The following is a 23756-nucleotide window of genomic DNA, read 5'->3' as shown; positions in this document are numbered from 1 at the left end:
GCCGGTCTGCCGTTTTATGCGGTATTAATCCGCCTTTCGGCGGGCTATCCCCCAGATTCGGGTAGGTTGGTTACGCGTTACGCACCCGTGCGCCACTATTCCTATTGCTAGAAACCGTTCGACTTGCATGTATTAGGCCTGCCGCTAGCGTTCATCCTGAGCCAAGATCAAACTCTCCATTGTAAAAATTCCTGCACCCAGGCGAACATGGGCTGATGTCGAGTGCTAATCCGACTCGTCTTAACGAGTTCAAGTATTCGTGTTACGCTTGTAATTTCTGCTCCCTGCATCGCTGCAAAAAGCCCTTACTATTTGTCTTTTCCAATCATTCAAAGAACGTGTGCCTCACCCAGTTGGTGTGACAATGCGACTAACTAATTAGCCTTTTTTCTTTTTCAAATCCCTTTCTTGCGATTGGGAGTGCAAAGATAGCTTAATTTTTTTGCTCTGCAAGCGTTAGGCGAAAAAAATAACTCTTTTCTTCTCTTTACTTTCAAATCTTTTCGCCTCCTGTTGAAGCGGGGTGCAAAGGTAAGGCGCTTTTTTCGGCTTTCACAAGACTTTTTGAAATTACTTTCTGAGCCTTTATTGAGCGAGCACGGGGTTCAACACTGGGGTTGGCGCCGTGAAGTTCTTCCTTATTCCAACTTTCGGTGAAGCACTTGCTTTTCCAGAACCCGTCGTCCGTTTGACTGTTTGGGACTGCAAAAGTAGTGGGATTATCTGAGTTTGCAATGCGTGAGGCAACCCTTTTGGATTAGGTATGTACAGGTATTGCAGGGATGGAGCAATGGGCTTTTAGGAATCAGGCACTTAGCGGCAAATGAATTATTGGGGAATTTTTATCTAATACGCTCCGTGGCTAATATTTCGGTGAGGTTGGGGCGGTAGTGTCGGGGGCGTTGGGCTTCAAATTGCTGAATCTGGTGGCCTAGTTGGGCGAGGAATGGGAGGCCGATGCTGTCGTATTCATAGGCACCGTCGTTGATGATGCCGTCCTTGTTGACGTACAGGATGGCGCTGAGCATGAATTCGGACCGGTGGAGGGAGTCGGCGAAGTACGCTACATCGGCGAGGTAGCCGTGCGACATGCCTACTATATTGTAGATGCGGAGGGCAGATTGGTGAGGGATGTCGGGGCTGCGGCCATAATAGAGGTACTTCTTGTAGGCGTCGAAGTATTGGGCTGTGGCATAGGAACTGAAGCCAGACTGGTGTGGGGTGGCATGGAGGTAGTAGCGCAGGAAACTGTAATCGGAGGAAGTGAGGTTGGGACGTTGGGTGGCGGGGACTGAAGTGGGGAAAAGGATGCTTTGTAGCAAGGTGGTGATGTCGGCCAGGGGGAGGTGATTGGCGGTGGTGAAATCGTAGGGTTCGGGAATGATACGGCCGCCGGCCTGGTGGGCGCGGCCTTGTAGGACGCGGCCGAGGGGACTGGTATAGGGCACGGGGTTGAATTTGGCGGGCTCCCTGTATATAGTATTGCCCTGGGGGGTGTGAAAGCTGATGGGGTTGGTGTGGCGATTGGCAGTGGTGTCGCAGGGGGCGAAGCGGCGGGTGATGCGGGCGTTGGGGTAACCGAGCTGGGCCAGGCGGGCGTTGAGGGGCCGCTGGCCGAGGAATTCGTAGAGGCGGTTGTAGGCAAAGTTGTCGCTGACCAAGAGCATGCGCTTGATGTAATTGCCAACGGTGGCGGTGCGGTCGGAGTCGGCAGGGGCGGCGAAGGGGACGGGGGTTTGGCAGCGGTAGGCGGTGCCGGTGGCCATGATGGTGCGGCGCGTGACGCCGGGCTTGTTCAGGTTGTTCAGCTTCTCGAGGGCCAGAATGGCAACGGGGAGCTTGACCAGGCTGGCAGGGTTGAAATACTGGCGCGGGTTGAGGTGATAGGTGTGGGGGGTGAAGGTGGGGCGGTTCTGGGCGTCGCGGTTGATTTGGGTATAGATGATTTGGAGCTCGTATTGGGGGTTGGTGGCAATTCTTGTCAATAGCGCGTTTGTGTGGATGAGGGAGTCCAGGATTGGGGAGTCTTCTGGCGTTAACCTCACCTCCCAGCCCCTGTCGGGCACGGCCCCTCTCCCGAAAAGAGTGGGTGCCAGACGACTTGTTGCGGCCAGAGTTGCCAGGGTGGTTACTGTTAATAGAAAGGCTACTCCTATTGTATAGTATAGGGTGGGGCGGGATTGGGGGGGTGTTTTCATAGGATAGTGAAATAGAAAGGGCCGTGATGTTGCCACCACGGCCCTGTGGGGCTGCTTTTATACCAAGATTAGTCGGCCAGGGGGACCAAGCGGCGGGCCAGGAGAAGATTGGAATCGGTTTGGCGCCAGTTGTAACCGGTGCCGAACGGCAAGGGCTTCGGTTTGCGGAGGGTGTCGCGGTAGGCGGCGGTGAGTTCGGGTTGGTAGTGTTTTGCGAAGAGGTTGATGGGGCGCTTGTAGGTGCCGTAATGATTGAACTGCCAAGCGCCCTGCTGGAAGTATTTCATGGCGATGCCGGAATCGTCCTGCAGAATGTAGCGACTGCGGCGGAGGACCAAGCGGCGAATTTGGTTGAAATACGCTTTGTGCATCAAATAGGTCGCGGATTTGACGTAGGTGGTAAGCGGGCCTAAGTTGCGCACAAACTCCAGCGGGGCATTGTTGGCTTTCAGCTTCCAGTCGCTGAGGTCGACGGAAAAGTAGTAGACGGTTTTAGATTGGCCGTTGGAGCCGCGGAGCTTCATCTCGACGCCGGGAATGGATTTGGGGGCTTTGGCTTTGGTGGTATCGGTGGGAGCATCCTGCAACTGGCCGGTGGCATCGAGCTGAACAGGGCGAATGGCGGTAATTTGGTTGCCAGTGCGGGCAGCAAAAAGCATTATCAGCGGAAGGGCACCATCTAGCTCGACGGATTTGAGGTCGACAGCCATGTCGTTGGTGCGGAAAAAGCTGAAATTGAGCACGGACCAGAGCGAGGCTTTGACGGCGGGAAACACCTTGGGATTTGCGAGGGAAGAGCGGGCGGGTACGCTGCCAACGGGTTCGAGCCCCATGAGCACGTAGGTTTGGCTGGTGGGGAACATCGTGAAGACGTTCAGAAAATCGGGGCCGCTGAAGGGATAGAAGATGGTGGGGCTGCTGGCGTGCACGGAATCCAGCTCGGTGCTGGCCCACTTGGTCATGCTGGTGGTGTGAGTGGCGCGGTATTTATCCCAGCTTTGGTCCTGGTCCTGGGCGAAAGCCTGCCAGGTGGGTTGGGCGGCTAGTTGGGTGAGGCTGCTTTGCTGGCTGGGCTGCTGGCCGCCGAGGAACAGGGCTACATCCTGGGCATAGGTAGTATCGGGGGCGGTAAGGCGGTTGGGGCGCGAGGTGGCGGCGGCAGGTTGAGGGACTGCGAACGTGGTGGAGTCCATGGCGTCGGCCGTGGTGGCCATGCTTTCTTCTTTGGGAGAAGAGGCGGTATCCGTTTTGGTATTCGTTTCGGAGCAGGCGGTGAGCAAGAGCAAAGCGGCCGGCAGGAGCCGAAGCGCAGCGGTGCGGAAGTACATTCTACAAAGGAGTGATTGAAGCTGCAAGTTACGGGGGGTGTCGTTCCGACGCTCAACCGCCGCCCTACCTGGCAGGGCTCTCTCCCCACAAGCGAGGGAACCTGACCGGATTTTTATTGGCCCCTATTATGTGGTAGGGGAAGCTTCTAGCCGCGTGGTGAGGAAATAAACCAACCCGCCAACAGCCAGCGTGGCCAAACCATAGAGCGACTCAATGGGCTTTTCGGTCAGAATAAAGGCCAAAGTCCAGCCGCTGAGAACGAGGAAAACAAGCGGGGTGAACGGGTAACCCCAGGCGCGATAGGGCCGCAGTAGGTTGGGCTGGCGCCAGCGCAGCACAATCAGCCCGAGCACCGTGAGGAAAGTAAACAGGTTCAGCACGAAGCCGGCGTAGACCAGCACCCCTTGGAAACTAGGCTTCAGAATAAAGGCCAGGGTGATGACGGTTTGCAGAGCCAGGGCGCGGACGGGAATACCGGCGCGGCTTTTGGGAGCCAAGAAGCGCAGGGCGGGCATGTCTTCCCCCATGGTCTGGACAATGCGGGGACCAGCAAATACCATGGAGCTAATGGTAGAAACGAGTAAAGCCGCAATAACGCCGCCCATTAGCCGGCCGCCCAAATGCCCAAACAACGACGTGGCCGCCACGAAACCGACTTCCAACTGGCCCTTCAACTCCCCCAAAGGGGTGGAGCGCAGAAACACATAATTGAGCCCTACATATAATAGGAGTACCACCGCGGTGCCGGCCAGCAGGATGCGCGAGAGGTTGCGCCTGGGATTTTCGATTTCGCCGGTGACGTATACAGCGGCGTTCCAACCCGAATAGGCATAGCTGACATACACCAAAGACACGGCAAACGCCGGACTGAGCAGAGCTCGCCAGCCAGCAGCATCGGGTGCGAAGCTGAGCGGCTGCCCCTCCCCTATCATCATGCCGGCTCCGATGAAAACAACCAGCACCACCACTTTAAGGGCGGTGATGATGACCTGCAGCCGGCTGCCGCGCGGGTACTGGTACCATGCACCAGAGTGAGCAGCAGCACCACCGTAACGGAAAGCCACTGCGGCTGCAAGTCTGGCCATACGCTTCTGGCATAGGTGCCCAGCGCCAGCGCCGCCAGGGCCGTGGGGGCCGCAAAACCAACAGTAGCCGAAACCCAACCGGATAAGAAACCCAGAGCGGGGTGGTAAATCTGGCTCAGGTAATGGTATTCGCCCCCCGAGCGGGGCATGGCGGCGGCCAGCTCGCCGTAGCACACGGCCCCGCAGAGGGCAATGAGGCCGCCCACCAGCCACAGCATCAGCAGCGCAAAGCCGCTTTGAATGCCCAGCACCTGAAACCCAAGGCTGGTGAACACGCCCGTGCCCACCATGTTGGCGATGACAATGGCCACGCCGGTGAGGAAGGTAATTTTGTAGGGCGTGCGGGAAAGCTCGGGCATGAACGTAAAGATGCGAACGAGTTACCGGGCTCGTCTGTCATGCTGAACGCAATAAAGCATCTCTACCGCAATAGTAAAATGAATTACTGTGACGGTAGAGATGCTTCACTGCGTTTGGCATGACTGTTCTTTTATCCACAAAAACCCTATCCCGCCACTGCTTTCGGCTTTTTGTAGAGCGGCACGGTGCTGCACGGCTCGCCATACATGATGCTGCTCGTGATGGGCAGCAGCTTTTGCATGATGGCCACATAAGCAAAGGTGGGCACGGGTACGTTGCCGCAGCCTTTTACTACTACTTTGGCGTCGCGGTATTCTGCGGTATCAATCGCGGCAATGGCTTCTTCGAACAGAGACTGCTCCAAGGCATCGAGGTTGCCGAAAACGTAGCGGTGAACGTGGTTCTGGAGCTTGGTGGCGAGCAGCATATAGGCCCAGGTGGGCACGATGGCATCGGCAGAGCAGGTGATGGCAACGTTTTTACCGTCGTACTGGGTCCAGTCGTTGGTTTTGACGAACTCGCGGAAGTCTTTTTCGCGCAGCATGAGGCCGTGGAAAAGGTTCTCTTTGATATCGTATACCACCCGCTCGCCGGGGTGAATGAGTTCTTCCAGATTTAAGGTAACAAGGCCGGAGTTGGCGACGCGGTTGACAAAGAGGGGTTCCATATCCATAAGAAATTAGGAGGAGAATAAGTTAGAACAGTGCTTCGCAGGCAACAGTTACAGCAAAGGGGACGATAAGTCAGCAACCATGAAAACCAAATTTTGCGCGCATTGCCAGCAGGAAGCTACCACGCTGTATCGGATTCAAACGGCGGCCGGCGGCAAGGGCTGGGTTTTTGTCTGCGAAAGCTGTTGCCTAAAAGCGAAGACTCAGCCGGGTTACCGCTACGGCGGCACCTGGCAGGGCTACCGGCACTAGCCCAGAAGCTCAGGACCGGGGCGTGGTGGTGTACACTTCTTTCAAATAAAAAGGCTCGTAGTACGCCACATCCTGAAACTCCTGCCGATGAAAAGCAGCCACGGCCAACGCCCCCACCGCTACCGACGACGGCTCAACGCCCGCCAGGAAGCCAGCATTAGCCGGCTCTTCCAGTAGCGGCTGAAATTTGGCCGCGCCGTTCCCAAAGAATAACACAGAATGCCGGGCCAATTGTTTGGCTAGGGTGTTGGCCTCCAGCAGCAGCGGCGTGGGAGCCACCACTTCCTGCCCTTCATGGGTATATACAGCGGCGTACACTTCCATGCGCCGCGCATCGAGCATGGGGCAAAACAGGAAGTTTTCGGGCCGGGCAGTGCCGGCAGCCACCTGCGCGGCCAATGCCTTGAGGGTGCTCACGGCCACCAGCGGAATATCCAGCGCGAAGCACAAGCCCTTAGCGGCAGCAGCCCCAATGCGCAGGCCGGTGTAGGAACCGGGCCCGTCGCTCACGGCCACGGCGGCAAGGTCGGTGAGCTGGTGGCCGGTGTTGGCGAGCAGCTGCTCGATGAGCACGGTGAGGTGAGTGGAGTGCGACTTATCGAGCCGCAACTCGGATTGGCCAACTAAGGAACCGTCGGCTACGCGGTGCAGGGCAACCGAGCAGACGGGGGACGAGGTTTCGAGGGAGAGAATGAGCATTTATATTATTCCGAACTAGCGGTTGGATGGAGCTAATGCCTTTCAACATCCCAGCTTCTAATCGACAACTTCTTTAATTCTTAGCGAAAGTCGAAGAAACAGACCGAATGAAATGAGGAAACTCAGCTTTTAAGTAAGCCGCTGAAATAAGTTGTTATGAGCTGAGGTGCTTTGCACGGCAGTTTCTTCCGGTACTGACAATAAAAAAGCAGGCACCTTTCAGCGCCTGCTTTTCTAATTAACGCAGCTCAAAACTACTTCGTCCCGGCCGACTTGCGGGCGCTTGCCGCCTGCCCTGTGGGTTTCAGCAGCGCGGCATAGCGGTTCGGGTCGTTTAGCACGGCCACGGCGGCGAGGATGTTGGGGTCATCATCAAAGCCAGCTTCGGTGCGGCCTTTCTCAAAGTAGTAGCGCGACACGATTTCCTGCTCCAGTAGCTCTTTGATTTCGGGCTTGAAGCGCTGCAGGTCGTTGGCCTTGTTCACAGTCACCTTCCTGCGGATGGCTTCGAGTTCGGCTTTCACGTCGTCGTAGTGCTTTTCCTCTTTCACCTTTTTGCCAAGTTCAGCGAGGGATTTTTCGGCGTCGGTGCTGTAGCTGATGTTTTTGCCCTGCAGGAAGCCCACAAATTTCTGGTAATCCACGTCGCTGAGCTTGAAAGCGCGGGCAACGGGGATGGTGGTGTGCTCGGCCCGGTAGCGGGTGGCGTAGTCGAACAGGTAACTTTTCTGCAGCAGCACGCGGGTGATGTCCGCAATTTCGCGGTCCTGCACCTCAATATCGGGGGCCACGCCGCCGCCGTCGTACACGGTGCGGCCGGCAGTGGTTTTGAACGCGGTGCGCAACGAATCGGGAAATTTGCCCAGCGTGCCGTCGTCGCCGCGGTGGGCATAGTCAATTTCCTGAATGCAGCGGCCGCTGGGAATGTAGTATTTGGCGGTGGTCACCTTTAGCTGCGAGTTGTAGCTGAGGGGGCGCGTGGCCTGCACGAGGCCCTTGCCAAAGGTGCGCTCGCCCACCACCACGGCGCGGTCGTAGTCCTGCAACACGCCCGATACGATTTCCGAGGCCGAAGCCGAACGGTTGCTCGTGATGATGGCCACCGGAATGTTGGTGTCGAGCGGCTGGTCGAGGGCTTTGTAGGTTTTATTCCACTCCGTCACCTTGCCCTTGGTGCTCACCACGTCGAGGCCTTTATCAATGAAGAGGTTAGAAATATTCACCGCCTCGTTGAGCAAGCCGCCGGGATTGTCGCGAATGTCGAACACAATTTTTTTGGCGCCCTGCTCTTTGAGCTTAATAACGGCAGCGCGCACTTCGCGGCCCGCGTCCACGGTGAAGCCACCAAGCTGGAAATAGCCCACATCGCCGGAAATCATGCCGGTGTAGGGCACATTGTCCACCTGAATTTTGTCGCGGGTGATGTCGATTTGCACCGGCTTTTCCTGGCCGTAGCGCGTCACCAGCAGCTTTACCACGGAGTTGGCCTGGCCCTTGAGAAGCTTGCTGATGTCGGAATTCGATTTTTTATCCACCAACACGCCATTGATGTTGAGAATTTCGTCGCCGGGCAGCAGGCCGGCTTTCTGGGCCGGGTAGCCTTCGTAGGCGGTTTGCACCACGGTTTTGCCGTTGCGCTTCACCACCGAGGCGCCAATGCCGCCGTATTGCCCGGTGGTCATGGTGCGGAAGTCCTCGATGTCGTCTTCCGGAATGTAGTTGGTATAGGGGTCAAGCGAGCGCAACATGGCGTCGATGCCCGTTTTCACCAGCTTAGCGGGCGTCACCTCGTCTACGTAATAGGTATTGACCTCCTTGAACAGCGTGACAAAGATGTCCATGTTCTTCGCAATTTCGAAGTACCGTTCGTTGTCAGAAGCAGCCCGGAAGGAAACCAAACCCAGCGTGCTCAAAGCCAGGGCAGCAAATAGCTTTTTTTGGATAGTCATAGAATACGAGTAGCAGGTCGGCGAATCTACGGGGCGGGCGGCGGAGCGGATGCCGCCGCCGGGGTGCCTATCAAACGTTGGATAGCGGAAATTAATTTTTTTTCCACCAAAGCCAGTGGACTTTTTTCCTTACCCGTGAAGATAATACCAAGAAGAGCGACTTGATGCCCGGCGGGTTGCTCCACCAACCGGTATTTATTGAGCCGATACGCCTCTCGAATGAGCCGCTTGAGCCGGTTGCGGTCGACGGCCCGCTTGAATGTGCGCTTGCTCACGCTGATGAGTACCTGCGGCGGGGCCGTGGTGGGTACTGCACTTTTTATCCAGACGATGCGCAGGGGATAAACGCCAAAAGAGGAACCCTGCTTCCCAAAAAGCTCTTCGATGAGCTTCTTGCGGCACAGGTGTTCCTCTTTCGGGAAGGTATAGCGACGCGTGAACGGCGCATTCCCGGTGGCCTCATGAGACCCCTCCGGGGCCGGCCCCTTCTCCGGGAAAGAAGGAAGGCCAGGCGATTGAGGGGCTTGCATTTTCAGCGGTTAGCTAACAGCCATTAGCTAATGGCTAACAGCTAAATTTCTAGCGCTTGTGCTTGCCTTCGTCGGATACGGTGAGGCGCTTGCGGCCTTTGGCGCGGCGACGGGCCAGCACGTTACGGCCGTTGGCGGATTCCATGCGTAGGCGGAAGCCGTGCTTGTTAACACGCTTGCGCTTCGAAGGCTGATAGGTACGTTTCATCTTATGTGTAGTTTCAAGTTGGGCCGGCAAAGGTACGGGCTTTGTCTGGAAAAGGCAAGGGCCTCAGATACTTTTAGCTGCAGTGGGCGTACTGCCACTAGCTTTAGGCACTTTTAACTCCTGCTGGCAATGATTTACTACCGCATTTCTTACGCAAACCCCCTCACGTTTTACCTCCAGGTTGAGTTGACGCTGGACGTGGCGGCGGAGGCCACGGCCCCGCTGGAGCTGCAGCTGCCGGCGTGGCGGCCGGGCCGCTACGAGCTGCAAAACTTCGCGCAGAAGATTCAGAAGGTGGAAGTGGCCAATGCCGCCACCAACCAGCCCCTCCCCTACCGCAAGCTGACCAAAGACCGGTGGGAAGTGGCCCACGCGGCCGGCTGCAAGGTGCGGGTGCGCTATAACTTCTACGCCCACCAGATGGACGCGGGCGGCTCCTGGCTTGATGAGTCGCAGCTGTACCTGAACCCGGTGCAGGCACTGATGTACGCGGTGGGGCGCGAGCAGGAAGCCTGTGAGCTAACAGTGGATGTGCCCGAAGGCTGGCAGATTGCCTGCGGGCTGCCCCAGGCTGGCTCAAACGTGCTGGCGGCGCAGAATTTCGACCACCTGGCCGACTCGCCCCTTATTGCCAGTCCTACGCTGGTGCACGAGCAGTATGAGGCGGGCGGGCTGCCGTTTCACGTGTGGGTGCAGGGCGAAGCAGACGTGAACTGGCCGCGCCTGCTGGCAGATTTTCGGGCGTTTTCGGAGGAGCAACTCGCGTTATTCGGCGGCTTCCCGGTGGCGGAATACCACTTCCTGAACCAGTTTCTGCCCTATAAGCATTACCACGGCGTGGAGCACGTCAATTCCACGGTGATTACGCTGGGGCCGGCCGAGCTGATTATGAGCGAGGGCCTGTACAAGGAATTGCTGGGCGTGAGCTGCCATGAGCTGTTCCATACCTGGAACATCAAGAGCATCCGGCCCGCCGAGATGCAGCCCTACGACTACAGCCGCGAGAACTACTTCCGCACCTGCTTCATCGCCGAAGGCATCACGACGTACTACGGCGAATACCTGCTGGCGCGCTGCCACGTGCATACGCCAGCGCAGTATTTTGAGGAGCTGAACACGGTGCTGCGCAAGCATTTCGACGACGCCGGCGGGGAAAACCTGTCGCTGGCCGATGCCAGCATGGACCTGTGGCTTGACGGCTACAAGCCCGGCGTGCCCGACCGCAAGGTGAGCGTGTACCACAAGGGCGCGCTGGTAGCTATGCTGCTGGATTTAACCATTCGGCAGCTTTCCAACCACGCCCGCAGCCTCGACGATGTGATGCGGCGGCTGTACGAAGAGTTCGGCAAAACCGGCATCGGCTACACCGAGGCCGACTACGTGCGCATTGTGAACGAAGTGGCCGGGCGCAACATGCAAGCTTATTTCGACAAGTTTATCTATGGCACCGCCCCGGTGCTTGAGCCACTTGACAAGGTGCTGCATACCGTGGGCTGCCAGCTACTAGTGGGGGAGAATGCCTCGGCTTCGGAAGGGATTTTCGGTTTCCGGACGGTGGTGAAGAATGCGCGAACGGAGGTAACCAGCATCTGGCCCAATTCGCCCGCCGCCGCTGCCCTAACCGTGGACGACGAAATAGTGGCCGTAAACGGCCGCCGCGTCGATATGAACCTGCAAACCCTGCTCAGCAGCGGCGCAACAAGCTACGACCTGAGTGTATTCCGCCAAAACCGCCTCCTGACCGTGACACTGGCCGCCGCGCCGGGCAGCCGTTTCGGGCAGCGCTACGCCGTAGATAAGCTGGAGATGGCCGACGATGCGCAGCAGCGCGGGTTTCAGCAGTGGCTGGGGTGGGATTTTTGATGCAGCTGACAGACGAAACACCCAACAAATGAAAGACCCCGCCGGAAGAATCCGGCGGGGTCTTTTGGTAGTGCGGCATCATTTATTAGTTGTCCTTGCTGTTGTCGGCGCCCTTTTTCATGGGGCCTTTATTCACCGACATCGGCTTGTTGTTCTGGGGGTTGCTGCGAATGTTATGTACGCCTTCACCGACCGTGTTGCCGTCGGTGGTGTTGCCCTGGTGTGACACCTGGTTATCGTTCGGGTTTTGAACTTCCGTGCTCTTCCGACCAGCTCTTGCAGCAGGGTCCACAGAAGGTTTCTGGTTTTCGAGGTTGGCCTCTTCTTGATGCAAGCTCATAGCGGGTGGGGATTAGATGAAAAGAAAGGTAGCGTGATGGTTTACCCGATTTTTACCCAAAAAGTTGCGCCAGCCGCCTGCGCCTGCGTAGTGCTAGCCGACGTTGGCCACCGCCACGGCAGGCACCACCCGCACCAGTTCGGCAAACTGGGCCTCGCGGGCTTCCACTTCCTCGTCGGTGAGGTTGAGCAGGCGCTCGGTGCCAAATTTCTCGACGCAGAACGACGCCATGGCCGAGCCGTGAATCACGGCGCGCTTCATGTTTTCGAAGCTGATGTCGTCGGTGGCCGCCAGGTGGCCGATGAAGCCGCCCGCGAAGGTGTCGCCGGCACCGGTGGGGTCAAATACTTCCTCCAGGGGCAGCGCGGGCGCGTAGAACACCTTGTTTTTGTGGAACAGCAGCGCGCCGTGCTCGCCCTTCTTGATGATGAGGAACTTGGGGCCCATGCCCATTATCTTCTTGGCGGCCTTCACCAGCGAATACTCGCCCGAAAGCTGGCGGGCTTCTTCGTCGTTGATGCTCAGCACGTCGACCATTTCGATGGTCGCAATGAGCTCTTCCAGGGCAATGTCCATCCAGAAGTTCATGGTGTCCATCACAATCAACTTGGGACGGTTCACGAGGCGCTGAATGACGAGGCGCTGCACCTGCGGGGCTAGGTTACCCAGCATGAGGTACTTGCAGTCCTGGTAGGCGTCGGGGATGATGGGGTCGAAATCTGCCAGCACGTTGAGCTCCGTCACCAGGGTTTCGCGGGAGTTGAGGTCCTGCGAGTACTTGCCCGACCAGAAAAACGACTTTTCGCCCTTCTTCACCTGCAGGCCTTCCACGTCCACGCCGTGCTCTTCGAGCAGCATGATGTCGGACTGCGGGAAGTCTTCGCCCACCACGGCCACCAGTTTCACGGGCTTCAGCGAATAGGAAGCCGAGAGGCTGATGAAGGTGGCGGCCCCGCCAATGATTTTGTCGGTTTTGCCGAAGGGCGTTTCGATGGCGTCGAATGCGACGCTGCCGATGACGAGAAGACTCATGTAGCTGAATTGTAGTGGAAGAGAACGGCCGTATTAAAGCGGAATTAAAGCAAGCAACAAAAAAGTCCCCGGATAATTCTCCGGGGACTTCATTTGTATGGGTAAATAATGGGGCTCGAACCCACGACCTCCGGAATCACAATCCGGCGCTCTAACCAGCTGAGCTATATCTACCGTGTTGGTTTTGGTGGTGCAAAGATAGCAGGGGAAGCGGGAAATGGCAAAAAAAGTTCTTAGAGGGCATTAGTAAGTTGGTAAGACGGTCATGCTCATCTGGCGTTCTTTTTCATTACCATTAAGCTTACCGCACAAAAAGCCGACCTTTGTGGAATGGAACCCACGACCAATCTGACTTTTGACGATTTCAAGCTTAACAAACAACTTCTTTCGGCGGTAGCGCAAGCCGGCTTTACGGAGCCCACGCCAGTGCAGCAGCAGACGATTCCGCTGCTGCTGGCCGGGCACGACGTGCTGGGCATTGCCCAAACCGGCACCGGCAAAACGGCGGCTTTTGGCCTGCCCCTGCTCATGAAAGCCAAATACGCCCAAGGCACCAACCCGCGGGCGCTGGTGCTGGCACCTACCCGGGAGCTGGCTATTCAGATTGAATCCCACCTGAAAGCGCTGGCGGTGAATACCGACCTGCGCATTTTCGCCATCTACGGCGGCCTGGGGCCGAAAACCCAGATTGAAACCATTGCCGCGGGCGTCGATGTGCTTATTGCCACGCCGGGCCGGCTGATGGAAATCTACCTGAAGGGCGCGCTGGTGCTGCGCGACCTGAAGACCTTCGTGATGGACGAGGCCGACAAAATGATGGACATGGGCTTTATGCCCCAGATTCGGCGCATTCTGGAGATAATTCCGCGCAAGCGCCAGAACGTGCTGTTTTCGGCTACCATGCCCGAGCGGGTGACGCTGCTGAGCGAGGAATTCCTGGAATTTCCGGTGCGCGTGGAGGTGAACCCGCCGGCCAAAACGGCCTCTACTGTGACGCAGACGCTGTACCAAGCCCCCAACCTGCTCACGAAAATTAATCTGCTCAACTTCCTGCTGCACCGCGACGCCGAAACCATGACGCGCGTGCTGCTCTTCTGCCGCACCAAGGAGCACGCCGACCAGGTGGCGCACTTTCTGGAGCGCAAGGGGCCGGCCGGCGAGGTGCGCGTGATTCACGGCAACAAGGGCCAGAACGCCCGCATCAACAGCATGGATGCGTTCCGGGCCGGCGAGGTGCGCTACATGGTGGCCACCGACGTGGCCGCGCGCGGCATCGACGTGCCGCAGGTGACGCACGTTATCAACTTCGACGTGCCCATCGTGCACGACGACTACGTGCACCGCATTGGGCGCACGGGCCGGGCCCAGCACACGGGCGCGGCCATCACCTTCGCCAACGAGGCCGAAATGGCGCACATTGCCGAGATTGAGCAGCTCATCAACCAGCAAATTGAAGCCCTGCCGCTGCCGGAAGAAGTGGTGATTGAGGAAACGCCCTTTGAGGAGCAGCAGAAAATGGGCCGCGAGCTCGACGAGCGCCGCAAAAAGCTGGACCCCACGTTCCAGGGTGCTTTCCACGAGAAGAAGGAGTGGATTAAGCCCGGCGTGACCATTGACAAACGCACCGGCAAGCCGTTTAAGGAGGGCCAGAAGAAGAGCACCAAGGGCTCTAAGGCCAACGTGGGCAAGAAAGGCGGCTCGAACCCCGGCGTGAAGGCCATCAAGGCCCGGAAGCGGCGGTAGAGGGGAGGGTTGAGTTTTAAGGGTTGAATGTTGAGTTGAAAATCGGATAGCTCGACTTCAGTGGAGCTACTGGCTATCTACGGCCTGAGCCATGTAGTTTGAGATTGAATAACTCAACACTCAACCCTTCTCACTACCGTCCCAGCATGTGGCCGAAGTGAATGCTGGCCAGCGTCAGGGTCCCGCCCCACAGCACGGCGCTCCAGAACATGTGCAGCAGGATGCGCTGGCGCGGCACGCCCAATAGCGTGGCAATGACAGTGCCGCCGATGGGCGAAAGCAACACCGGCGTAAGAAAGGCAATGCCGCCCATGCCAAACTTGCGGAACACCCGGATGATGTTGCGCGAGCGTTTGGTGAAAATGGGCGCGCGGCGCAGGCGGCGCTGTTTTTGGCGGTGCTGCATCCAGACGCGGCCAATGCCCGAGAAGATGAACACGCTGGTCATCATGCCGGCCACCGTGAGGCCCATGGTCCACCAAAAACTCAGGCCCAGGGAAGCGCCAGCCAGCGGGCCGCCCAAAAACTTGACCGTGCTCAATAAGAACACAGACGCGTATTTAACGGCGAGTTGGAGCACTACGGAAGAGGAAAAACAGGCGATGGGGAGGCAACAACAACGCGGGGTGGGCGCCCGGCAAAGATACCCGGATTGTAGCACATGCTTCAGCTTGTGCCGCATGGCAGGCGGTTAATGTAGCACGGATTGTTCAACACGGCACAAGCTGAAACGTGTGCTACGGGGGCTACAGCTTGCTGCCGTAGGAGAGGTCGCCGGCGTCGCCGAGGCCGGGGATGATGTAGGCTTGCTCGTTCAGGCGCTCGTCGATGGCGGCCACCCAAAGGTTGGCTTCGGGGATTTCGCGGGCCACATAGGCCAGGCCTTCGGGCGAGGCGATGACGGCGGCGATGTGCACCTGCCGCGGCATGCCGAAGCGCAGCATGGCCCGGTAGGTTTGCACCAGGCTTTTGCCCGAGGCCAGCATGGGGTCGACCAGAATGAGCACCCGCTCGTCGAGGCTGGGGGCCGACAGGTAATCGACCTGCACCTGCACCTGGGCCGTGCCCTCGATGCGGTAGGCGGCCACGAAGGCGCTGGGCGACTGGTCGAAGTAATTGAGGAAACCCTGGTGAAACGGCAGGCCGGCCCGCAGCACCGTGGCCAGAATAGGGAAATCGTGCAGCAGCTTGCCGGTGGTTTCGGCCAGCGGGGTCTGAATGACCTTGTCGGTGTAGCTGAGGTGGGCGCTGATGCGGTAGGCAATAATTTCGCCTAGGCGCTGCAGGTTGCGGCGGAAGCGGAGGCTGTCTTTCTGCACTTCTTTGTCGCGCAGCTCGGCCAGAAAATGGTTGGCAATGCTGGGTTCGGCGCACACCACGTGCACCTTGGCCAGGGGCTCGGCAGAATCGTCGGGGGCGGCCGAGGCGGAAGGAAGTGGGTTTTGAGCCATGCTGCGAAGGAGGAAGGAAGTGAAGCCGGGCAAAACACCCGGGCGGGAGCCCCGAAGTTGGCACAAAAACCGGGGGCGGGCAAGAAACGGCCTGCGAATTCGCCTCCATTACCAGCGGCCACCCGGTGCCGTCAGCAGGTCATCGGGCGGGGATTCGTCGGCGGGGGGCTATCCCTTCCCAACGGCCTGCTGCGTAGGTTTGTTAAGAAATTGGCGCGCCTGGCTTAGGCTGGGTGGCGCGGCCTTGTTTTATAAGAATTATCCGTCTTTATGCTCAAAGCTCTGCTTTTGTCTGGCACCCTGGCCCTGGTGGCCGGCCCGCTGGCTGCTCAAACTGTACCTGCCACTCCCCCAGCACCCGCCGATGCCGCCAAAGCGGAAAAAGGCCCGTGGCTGGTTTTTGATGAACCGCTGGCCGACAAACCTGTGGCCGAGACGCCGCCGAGCAAAACCACGCAGGGCGCCAACTACGTGCCCCTCGATGCCGACACCTACCGCCTGATTGACCGGTACGCCATCAAGTTCGGGCCGGACGCTTTCAACGACCCGCACACCAGCGTGCGCCCCTACACCCGCGCAGCGGCCGCCCGGCTGGGCGAGCGAGTGCTCTCGCCCGACAGCGCCAGCCAGGGTATTACCCTTTCGGCGGCCGACCGGTTCAACGCCGAATACCTGCTGAAAGACAACTGGATGAACAGCGCCCAGGGCGCGGCACTGAACGAAAGCGCCAAGCCGCTCCTCACCAACTTCTACCGCAACCAAACCGACCTGTTCCACGTGCAGACTGACGGTTTTGCGCTGCGGGTGAACCCGGTGGCGCTGCTGCAGGTGGGCCGGGACAGCGACATCAGCGGCCTGCGCTACGTGAACACCCGCGGGCTGCAGCTGGAAGGCACCATCGACCAGAAGCTTGGCTTCTACACCTTTCTGGCCGACAACCAGATGGGCGTGCCGCAGTACGTGCAGGACCGGATTCAGCGCGACCAGATAGTACCGCACGAGGGCTACTGGAAGTACTTCAAGACCCAGGGCGGCAGCCAGTACGACTTTTTCACGGCGCGGGGCGGCATTACCTACGCCGCAACCAAGCACATCAATCTGCAGCTGGCCCACGACCGGAATTTTATCGGCAACGGTTACCGCTCGCTAATTCTGTCGGACTACAGCGCGCCGTATTTCTTCCTGAAAGCCAACACCCGGGTCTGGAAATTCAACTACCAGAACCTGTTTGCCGAGCTGACTGCGGAGCGGAAAAACGAGGACCAGGTGTACCCCAAGAAGTACATGGCCCTGCACCACCTCAGCTTTGATGTGACGCCAAACCTGAACATTGGCGTGTTTGAGAGTGCCATTCTGGGTGGCCGCAACGCCGAGCCGGACAGCGTGGTAGCCGGCGGCAAAATCGTGCCCGGGCGCCGGGGCCGGGGCTTCGAGCTACAGTACCTGAACCCGGTTATTTTTTACCGGGCGGTGGAGCAGAACGTGGGTTCGGCGGACAACGCCATTCTAGGCCTGGATTTTAAATGGAACATCTTCCGCACCGCGCAGCTCTACGGGCAGCTGGTGCTGGACGAGTTCAAGATTAGCGAAATACGGTCGGGCAACGGCTGGTGGGCCAATAAGCAGGCGTTTCAGCTGGGCGGCAAGTACATTGATGTGGCCGGCCTGCGCAACCTGGACCTGCAGGTGGAGTTCAATTACATCCGGCCCTTCACCTACCAGCACGAGGACATCTACACCAATTACCAGCACTACCAGCAGCCGCTGGCGCACCCGATGGGCGCCAACGTGGCCGAAATTCTGGGCGTGCTTAGCTACCAGCCCCTGCCCCGCCTCATGCTGGTGGGCAAGGCCTTCTACTCGCACCAGGGCCAGGACCTGACCCCTGCCGATGTTGACGGCCAGAACTTTGGCGGCAACGTGCTCAAGTCGTACAACACCCGGGTCAAAGATTTCGACAACCGCGTGGGCCAGGGCAACAAGAGCCGGCTGCTGCACGCCGATTTCACGGCCACGTACCAGCCGCGCCTCAACCTGTTCGTCGACGCCAAAGTCATTGCCCGCAACCAGACCTATACCCTCACGCCTGAGCAGGACGGCAACCAAGTATTCGCTTCGCTGGCCCTACGCTGGAACATTGCGCAGCGCCTCCACGAGTTTTAGGACCGGCCTTCTTTAGCCGGTGATGCGCAGCATGTTGCCGGTTTGCACCAGGGTGTACACTCGCAGCGGCGCAACGGCCGGGCCGTTGAGCGCAGCGCCGCTGGTACTGAACCGGGAGCCATGATTGGGGCAGAAGAAGTTGTTGGGCCCAGACTGAAACTCCACCGTGGTGCCCTGGTGGGTGCAGGCGGCGGCCAGCGCCACGTAGCTACCCCCAGCGGTTTTGGCGACAATTACTCTATTACCAGCCCCGTACACGTAGCCAAAGGCCGGGTCGTTGAGGCGGGCGTTGGCCGGCGCAACCACATCAATGGTAAAGTCGATGGTGCCGGGAGCTGGGGCTGGAGTTGAGCCCGAACCGGGCTGGGGGTTGTCGGTTTTGCTGCCGCAACCGCCCAGGCAGCCGCTCACCAGCAGCGTGGCACCGAAGCCGAATAAGTGTAGAAATTCGTCGCGTTTCATAATTGTTACGAGGGGTTAACAGCGTGAAGTGCCGCGCCTGTTTCCACCTACGTAGCCAAGCCCGGCATGGGTTTGCCGGCGGGCGCATGTGGCCAGGAGCGTAGCTTTGCAGCCCGCATGAAAACTTACCTCCGCATTCTGCAGTACGCCCGGCCTTTTGCCAGCTTCCTGCCGCAGTACCTGGCGTGTACGCTGCTAGCCATCTTTTTTGGCCTGGCCAACTTCACGCTGATAATACCGCTGCTGAAGGTGCTGTTTGACAAAACGGACACGGTGCCGCTGCAAGCCCCCGACCAGCTCCCCGCCTTTCAGCTGAGTCTGGACTGGATTAAGGACACCTTCAATTTCTACTTTGCCGACGTGCTGGCGGCGCAGGGCAAAATGGGCGCGCTGGCCTTCGTGTGCGTCATTGTGGTGGTATCGGTGCTGTTGAGCAACGTATTTCGCTACCTCAGCCTGCGGCTGCTGGCCCAGGTGCGGGCCCGCGTTATCCGCAACCTGCGCCGGGCGCTGTACTACCGCATTGTGGAGCTGCAGCTGCAATACTTTGCCGGCGAGCGCAAAGGCGACCTGATGTCGCGCTTCACGAGCGACGTGCAGGAAGTGGAAACGTCCGTGGTGAACACGCTCACCGCCGTGATTCAGGAGCCGCTCAAAATCATTGCGTTTTTTGTGCTGCTGTTTTATATATCGGTGCCGCTCACGCTGTTTACGCTGATTTTGCTGCCGCTTTCGGGGGGTATTATTGCCACGGTGGCCAAGCGGCTGCGGCGGCAGGCCCAAGTGAGCCAGACCACGCTGGGTTCCATGATGTCGGTGATTGACGAGACCCTGGGGGGCATTCGGGTTATCAAGGCATTCAATGCCCAGGCTTACATCAAGGGCAAGTTTGAGGAGCAGAACGACCAATACGCCCGCACTTCCCGGCGCATCGACAACACCCGCGACCTGGCCTCGCCGTTCTCCGAGTTTGCGGGCGTGGCGGTGGTGGCGGGGCTGCTGTACTTTGGCGGCACGCTGATTTTGGGCGGGCAATCGACTCTTACCGGCGAGACTTTTATTGGCTACGTGGTGCTGTTTTCGCAGGTGCTCACGCCGGCCAAGGCCCTGTCGTCTTCGTTCGGCAACATTCAGCGTGGGCTGGTGGCCGGCGAGCGGGTGCTAGGCATCATCGATACCGAGCCCACCGTGCGCGACCAGCCCGATGCCCAGGTGCTGCCGCCTTTTGAGCGCGAAATCGAAATGCGCAACCTGCAGTTCAGCTACGGCGACACGCCCGTGCTCCACGACATCAACCTGACCATCCGCAAGGGCAGCACGGTGGCGCTGGTGGGCGGCAGCGGCGGCGGCAAAAGCACCCTAGCCGACCTTTTGCCCCGCTTCTACGACCCCACGGGCGGCCAGCTGCTCATTGATGGGCACGACCTGCGCACCTGCACGCTGCACTCCGTGCGCGACCAGATGGGCATTGTGACGCAGGAGAGCATCCTCTTCAACGACACCATTTTCAACAACATCCGCTTCAACACCGAAGCCACCGAGGCCGAAGTCATTGAAGCCGCCAGAATTGCCAATGCCCACGAATTCATCGAGGCCAGCCCGGAGGGATACCACACAGTGATTGGCGACCGGGGCTCGCGGCTTTCGGGCGGACAGCGGCAGCGGCTGAGCATCGCCCGCGCCATTCTGCGCAACCCGCCGATTTTGATTCTGGACGAAGCCACCTCGGCCCTCGACACCGAGAGCGAGAAACTGGTGCAGGAGGCCCTGCAACGCCTGATGCAGAACCGCACCTCCCTCGTGATTGCCCACCGCCTGAGCACCGTGCAACACGCCGACGAGATTGTGGTGCTGCAGCACGGCCGCATCGTGGAGCGCGGCACCCACCAGGAGCTGGTGCAGCGCAAAGGCGGCGCGTACCAGCGGCTGAGCTCCCTGCAAACCAATGCGGCGCTGGCGTAGTTGCTGCTCAAACGCGCCGGCCCACGTTGGGCAGGGCGCTTTCCTATTCAACCCTCTTTGCTCATGCTTGGCAAAAATCCTTTTCGCTGGTTTCTCTTCTTGGTGGTAGCCATCGTGTTGGCGAAACTATTGTACAACCTGGGGTACAGCTATGCTTCCCGGAAGATGAACTCAACCACGGAAGCGGCACCGCCACCCACCCAGGTCAACCGGCAGGCGCAGGGGCTGCGGGGCGTCACCATCGACCCCGCCGACTCGGTAGAAGCGGCCCGGATGGCCGCGCCCATCAATTAGCTCGTTTAATAAGCGCTATTTTGCGGCTGTTTCCCGCAGGGTTGCTTTCCGCGTCCTTCTCTCTCTTTCACCTTAGCCTCCTTTCACCATGCTCGCCCTCAAACGCATTGTTACCGTCGCCGTAATGGTTTACCTGCTGCTGGCGCTGTTGTTCATCCTCGTCCCCGCCGTGCGCACTTCCATGATGGGCATGGGCTCAGGCTTGTCGGCCCTGGAGCAGGAACGGCATTTCTACTACACCCTGTTCGTCATCGGGGCCGTGATTCTGGCCCTGCACCTCGTTACCGAAAACCTGGACAGCGTGATGCTGCGCCGCTCTGTGACGCAGCACGAAAACCGCATCAACGAGCTCAAGGCCAAGCTGTATGACCAGCAGCAGCGCGGCCCGGCCCCGGTTGTGGCGCACACCGCCCGCACCGTAGACGGCCGCACTATGGATGCGCCCGCCACCCTAACGCAGAGCCAAGCCGCCGACACCGTGAGCGTGACCGAGCACCGAACCAGCGACCACCTCCCCCAGCCCATTTTCCCGCAGAACGACCCCAGCCTGAGCAATACCCCGCCGGCCGAACGGCCGCCGCTGTAGCCCGCCCGGCCCGCCGCTCCTGCCTTTCCCGCTCCTGCATACCCCTCAGTGCCCGACGCCCTCCTGCTCCCCGACCTCATCCGCGCCGAGCTGACCGAAGCCCGCGACGTGCTCGACCGCTTCCTGGCCGACCCCGCCAACCTGGCCCGCATTACCGAAGCTGCGGAGCTTTTTGCCCATAGCCTGCGCAACGGCGGCAAGGTCCTCACCTGCGGCAACGGCGGCAGCCTCTGCGACGCCCAGCACTTTGCCGAGGAGTTGAGCGGCCGCTACCGGAACAACCGCCGCGCCCTGGCCGCCATTGCCCTGACCGATGCCTCGCACATGACCTGCGTGGCGAATGACTTCGGCTTCGAGTTCGTGTTCAGCCGCTTCGTGCAGGCCCTGGGCCGGCCCGGCGATGTGCTACTGGCCATCAGCACCAGCGGCAACTCACCCAATATCCTCCGCGCCGCCGAAGCCGCCAAGGAAGCCGGCATGCTCGTCGTTTCGCTCACCGGCAAAGACGGCGGCCAGCTGGCGGGCCTCAGCGATGTGGAAATCCGTGTGCCGCACTTCGGCTATGCCGACCGGATTCAGGAGGTACACATCAAGGTGATTCACATCCTGATTCTGCTGATTGAGAAGCTGGTGATTTGAGCAGGTAAAATGTCTAAATCAGCGCAACTTGATGGACTCTACCAGCAGGCCGTTGATGAGATGGCTCAAAAGTTCTTGACCTATAGCCGGAATTAAATTTTGGAGTTGCCGGACGATACAATGTTCACCGTTGTGATTGCGGGCCAGCAGGTTGGCGGCTGGATGCGCCACGTTAAATGGAGCGACAATCTGCACCATGTCGTTTTCAGCCTGACGCGCAAAACTTGGGTTGTCATGTACAAGCTGTATTTGAGCGGAATCAAGCTTGATGCTGATGGACTGATTTCATTGTTAACAAATGAGGAGCTTGCTGACTACGATTGAGACATTTCGTTTGGCAGTAACCGATTCATTTGTTTCTTGAGCTACTATTTGATTCTAAACTCTACCCATCCTCATGCTTACCAAAACCTTCGGCTCGGCCGTGCAGGGCGTCAACGCCTACACCATCACCATTGAAGTGGTGGTGACTGCCGGGACGAATTTCTTTGTGGTGGGCTTGCCGGATAATGCCATCAAGGAAAGCCAGCAGCGCATTGAGGCGGCGCTGAAGCTGCGCGGCTACCGCATGCCGCGCACCAAAGTGGTGGTAAACATGGCCCCGGCCGACATCCGCAAGGAAGGCGCGGCCTATGACTTGCCCATTGCGCTGGGTATCCTGCACGCCTCGCAGCAGTTGAACACGGAGAAGCTGGGGGATTACATCATCATGGGCGAAATGTCGCTCGATGGCGACCTGCGGCCCATTCGGGGCGTGCTGCCCATTGCCATTCAGGCCCGTAAGGAAGGTTTCAAAGGCATTATTCTGCCCAAGGAAAACGCCGAGGAAGCCGCCATCGTGAACAATCTCGACGTGATTGCCGTCGGGAGCATGCAGGAAGCCATTGACTTCTTCGAGGGCCGGCTGGAAATCGCGCCCACAGTGGTGGATACGAGGGAGTTGTTCCAGCACACGGTGAACAAATACACTGCCGACTTTGCCGACGTGCAGGGCCAGGAGAACATCAAGCGGGCGCTGGAAATAGCGGCGGCCGGTGGTCATAACGTCATTATGATAGGCCCGCCCGGCGCAGGCAAAACCATGCTGGCCAAGCGCCTGCCCAGCATACTGCCGCCCCTGAGCATGCAGGAGGCCCTGGAAACCACCAAGATTCACTCCGTAGCCGGTAAGCTGGCGGGCGGTGGGCTGCTGAGCTCGCGGCCGTTCCGGGCCCCGCACCACACTATTTCGGACGTGGCCCTGGTGGGCGGCGGCAGCAACCCGCAACCAGGTGAAATCTCGCTCTCGCACAACGGGGTGCTGTTTCTGGATGAGTTGCCGGAGTTTAAGCGGACGGTGCTGGAGGTGATGCGCCAGCCGCTGGAGGAGCGCCGCGTGACCATTGCGCGGGCCAAGCTCAGCATAGAGTTTCCGGCCAACTTTATGCTCATTGCCAGCATGAATCCCTGCCCCTGCGGCTACTACAACCACCCCGAAAAGGAATGTGTGTGCGGCCCCGGCGTGGTGCAGAAGTACTTGAACAAAGTGTCGGGCCCGCTGCTCGACCGCATCGACCTGCACGTGGAAGTGACGCCCGTCACCTTCGACCAGATGACTGAGACGCGCAAGGCCGAAACCAGCGCCGACATCCAGCCCCGCGTGGATAAGGCCCGCCAGGTGCAGGAAACACGGTTTCGGGAGTACGCCGATATTCATTCCAATGCCATGATGCCGCCGCAGATGGTGAAGGACCTGTGCCAAATCAGCGAAGAAGGCCGCACGCTGCTGAAAACGGCCATGGAGCGCCTCGGCCTCTCGGCCCGCGCCTACGACCGGATTCTGAAAGTGGCCCGCACCATTGCCGACCTGGCCGGCACCGACGACATTGAGATTAACCACCTGGCCGAAGCCATTCAGTACCGCAGCCTCGACCGGGAGGGTTGGGCGGGGTAAAATTTCG

General features: G+C 59.1%; 24 protein-coding genes, 1 tRNA gene and 1 rRNA gene. 10 read left to right on the top strand and 16 right to left on the bottom strand.

Features of this window, described 5'->3' with window-relative positions; all coding sequences use genetic code 11:
* The 6 genes from BEN47_RS16970 to BEN47_RS16950 form a co-directional block, all read right to left on the bottom strand.
* Positions 1-183: ribosomal RNA gene (locus tag BEN47_RS16970) — 16S ribosomal RNA — on the bottom strand; the annotation flags it as partial.
* A gap of 659 nt (positions 184-842) precedes the next feature.
* The gene (locus BEN47_RS16965) at positions 843-1985 is read right to left on the bottom strand and encodes a serine hydrolase (protein ID WP_158011063.1); all 1143 of its coding nucleotides are present in this window, start codon (positions 1983-1985) and stop codon (positions 843-845) included.
* Positions 1986-2266: 281 nt separating this feature from the next.
* A complete protein-coding gene (locus BEN47_RS16960; RefSeq protein ID WP_070729972.1) occupies positions 2267-3526 on the bottom strand; it encodes a hypothetical protein in 1260 nt (419 codons plus the stop codon).
* Positions 3527-3652: 126 nt separating this feature from the next.
* A complete protein-coding gene (locus tag BEN47_RS16955) occupies positions 3653-4489 on the bottom strand; it encodes an APC family permease (RefSeq protein ID WP_262490414.1) in 837 nt (278 codons plus the stop codon).
* Entirely contained in the window at positions 4459-4971 is a 513-nt protein-coding gene (locus BEN47_RS22550) for an amino acid permease (RefSeq protein ID WP_262490413.1), read from the bottom strand. Before BEN47_RS22550 ends, BEN47_RS16955 begins: the two co-directional genes overlap by 31 nt.
* 146 nt (positions 4972-5117) lie before the next feature.
* On the bottom strand, positions 5118-5639 hold the full coding sequence (locus tag BEN47_RS16950) for a DUF2480 family protein (protein ID WP_070729970.1): 522 nt from the start codon (positions 5637-5639) through the stop codon (positions 5118-5120).
* Between the two features lie 85 nt (positions 5640-5724).
* Between BEN47_RS16950 and BEN47_RS21560 the strand changes: the two genes are divergently transcribed.
* Positions 5725-5895 carry a DUF8622 domain-containing protein gene (locus BEN47_RS21560; RefSeq protein ID WP_158011061.1) on the top strand — a complete coding sequence of 57 codons (171 nt, stop codon included), beginning with the start codon at positions 5725-5727 and terminating at the stop codon, positions 5893-5895.
* Between the two features lie 9 nt (positions 5896-5904).
* Here the strand turns inward: BEN47_RS21560 and tsaB are convergent, their stop codons facing one another.
* The 4 genes from tsaB to rpmH form a co-directional block, all read right to left on the bottom strand.
* Positions 5905-6594: a tRNA (adenosine(37)-N6)-threonylcarbamoyltransferase complex dimerization subunit type 1 TsaB gene (gene tsaB / locus BEN47_RS16945; RefSeq protein WP_070729968.1), complete on the bottom strand. Its 690-nt coding sequence runs from the start codon at positions 6592-6594 to the stop codon at positions 5905-5907.
* A gap of 254 nt (positions 6595-6848) precedes the next feature.
* On the bottom strand, positions 6849-8543 hold the full coding sequence (locus BEN47_RS16940; protein ID WP_070729966.1) for a S41 family peptidase: 1695 nt from the start codon (positions 8541-8543) through the stop codon (positions 6849-6851).
* A gap of 26 nt (positions 8544-8569) precedes the next feature.
* On the bottom strand, positions 8570-9073 hold the full coding sequence (locus BEN47_RS16935) for a ribonuclease P protein component (protein WP_083322518.1): 504 nt from the start codon (positions 9071-9073) through the stop codon (positions 8570-8572).
* 49 nt (positions 9074-9122) lie between these two features.
* Positions 9123-9281: a 50S ribosomal protein L34 gene (gene rpmH / locus BEN47_RS16930; protein ID WP_035563087.1), complete on the bottom strand. Its 159-nt coding sequence runs from the start codon at positions 9279-9281 to the stop codon at positions 9123-9125.
* A 129-nt stretch (positions 9282-9410) separates the two neighbouring features.
* Here rpmH and BEN47_RS16925 point away from each other — a divergent pair, with 129 nt between their 5' ends.
* Complete coding sequence (locus tag BEN47_RS16925) at positions 9411-11144, top strand: M61 family metallopeptidase (protein WP_070729964.1); 1734 nt, start codon at positions 9411-9413, stop codon at positions 11142-11144.
* An 85-nt stretch (positions 11145-11229) separates the two neighbouring features.
* Here BEN47_RS16925 and BEN47_RS16920 read toward each other — a convergent pair whose 3' ends face one another.
* From BEN47_RS16920 to BEN47_RS16910, 3 genes are all read right to left on the bottom strand, one after another.
* Positions 11230-11484, bottom strand: coding sequence for a hypothetical protein (locus BEN47_RS16920; RefSeq protein WP_070729963.1), 255 nt, complete (start codon positions 11482-11484; stop codon positions 11230-11232).
* A gap of 93 nt (positions 11485-11577) precedes the next feature.
* Entirely contained in the window at positions 11578-12516 is a 939-nt protein-coding gene (locus BEN47_RS16915) for a PfkB family carbohydrate kinase (RefSeq protein ID WP_070729961.1), read from the bottom strand.
* A gap of 100 nt (positions 12517-12616) precedes the next feature.
* Positions 12617-12690 (bottom strand) — tRNA-His (locus tag BEN47_RS16910).
* A 156-nt stretch (positions 12691-12846) separates the two neighbouring features.
* Between BEN47_RS16910 and BEN47_RS16905 the strand changes: the two genes are divergently transcribed.
* The gene (locus BEN47_RS16905; protein WP_070729959.1) at positions 12847-14259 is read left to right on the top strand and encodes a DEAD/DEAH box helicase; all 1413 of its coding nucleotides are present in this window, start codon (positions 12847-12849) and stop codon (positions 14257-14259) included.
* A 133-nt stretch (positions 14260-14392) separates the two neighbouring features.
* On the opposite strand, the gene BEN47_RS16900 is transcribed toward BEN47_RS16905, so the two are convergent.
* Complete coding sequence (locus tag BEN47_RS16900; protein ID WP_070729956.1) at positions 14393-14839, bottom strand: hypothetical protein; 447 nt, start codon at positions 14837-14839, stop codon at positions 14393-14395.
* Between the two features lie 166 nt (positions 14840-15005).
* Positions 15006-15710 carry a uracil phosphoribosyltransferase gene (gene upp / locus BEN47_RS16895; protein ID WP_083322526.1) on the bottom strand — a complete coding sequence of 235 codons (705 nt, stop codon included), beginning with the start codon at positions 15708-15710 and terminating at the stop codon, positions 15006-15008.
* 270 nt (positions 15711-15980) lie between these two features.
* On the opposite strand from upp, the gene BEN47_RS16890 reads away from it, so the two are divergent.
* A complete protein-coding gene (locus BEN47_RS16890; RefSeq protein ID WP_083322517.1) occupies positions 15981-17873 on the top strand; it encodes a capsule assembly Wzi family protein in 1893 nt (630 codons plus the stop codon).
* Positions 17874-17885: 12 nt separating this feature from the next.
* On the opposite strand, the gene BEN47_RS16885 is transcribed toward BEN47_RS16890, so the two are convergent.
* Positions 17886-18335, bottom strand: a complete 450-nt coding sequence (locus BEN47_RS16885) for a QcrA and Rieske domain-containing protein (RefSeq protein ID WP_070729954.1) — start codon at positions 18333-18335, stop codon at positions 17886-17888.
* A gap of 117 nt (positions 18336-18452) precedes the next feature.
* Here BEN47_RS16885 and BEN47_RS16880 point away from each other — a divergent pair, with 117 nt between their 5' ends.
* From BEN47_RS16880 to BEN47_RS16855, 6 genes are all read left to right on the top strand, one after another.
* Positions 18453-20297, top strand: coding sequence for an ABC transporter ATP-binding protein (locus BEN47_RS16880; protein WP_070729952.1), 1845 nt, complete (start codon positions 18453-18455; stop codon positions 20295-20297).
* 63 nt (positions 20298-20360) lie between these two features.
* Positions 20361-20591, top strand: coding sequence for a hypothetical protein (locus tag BEN47_RS21555; protein WP_070729950.1), 231 nt, complete (start codon positions 20361-20363; stop codon positions 20589-20591).
* Positions 20592-20679: 88 nt separating this feature from the next.
* Positions 20680-21177 carry a hypothetical protein gene (locus BEN47_RS16870; protein WP_070729948.1) on the top strand — a complete coding sequence of 166 codons (498 nt, stop codon included), beginning with the start codon at positions 20680-20682 and terminating at the stop codon, positions 21175-21177.
* Between the two features lie 48 nt (positions 21178-21225).
* The gene (gene lpcA, locus BEN47_RS16865; protein WP_204378341.1) at positions 21226-21816 is read left to right on the top strand and encodes a D-sedoheptulose 7-phosphate isomerase; all 591 of its coding nucleotides are present in this window, start codon (positions 21226-21228) and stop codon (positions 21814-21816) included.
* Positions 21817-21936: 120 nt separating this feature from the next.
* Complete coding sequence (locus tag BEN47_RS16860; RefSeq protein ID WP_204378340.1) at positions 21937-22140, top strand: hypothetical protein; 204 nt, start codon at positions 21937-21939, stop codon at positions 22138-22140.
* A gap of 73 nt (positions 22141-22213) precedes the next feature.
* Positions 22214-23749: a YifB family Mg chelatase-like AAA ATPase gene (locus tag BEN47_RS16855; protein WP_070729943.1), complete on the top strand. Its 1536-nt coding sequence runs from the start codon at positions 22214-22216 to the stop codon at positions 23747-23749.
* Positions 23750-23756 lie beyond the last annotated feature (7 nt).

The organism is Hymenobacter lapidarius, from assembly GCF_001816145.1.
In the GTDB taxonomy this organism is placed as follows: domain Bacteria; phylum Bacteroidota; class Bacteroidia; order Cytophagales; family Hymenobacteraceae; genus Hymenobacter; species Hymenobacter lapidarius.
This window is presented reverse-complemented; position numbering and strand designations above follow the sequence as displayed.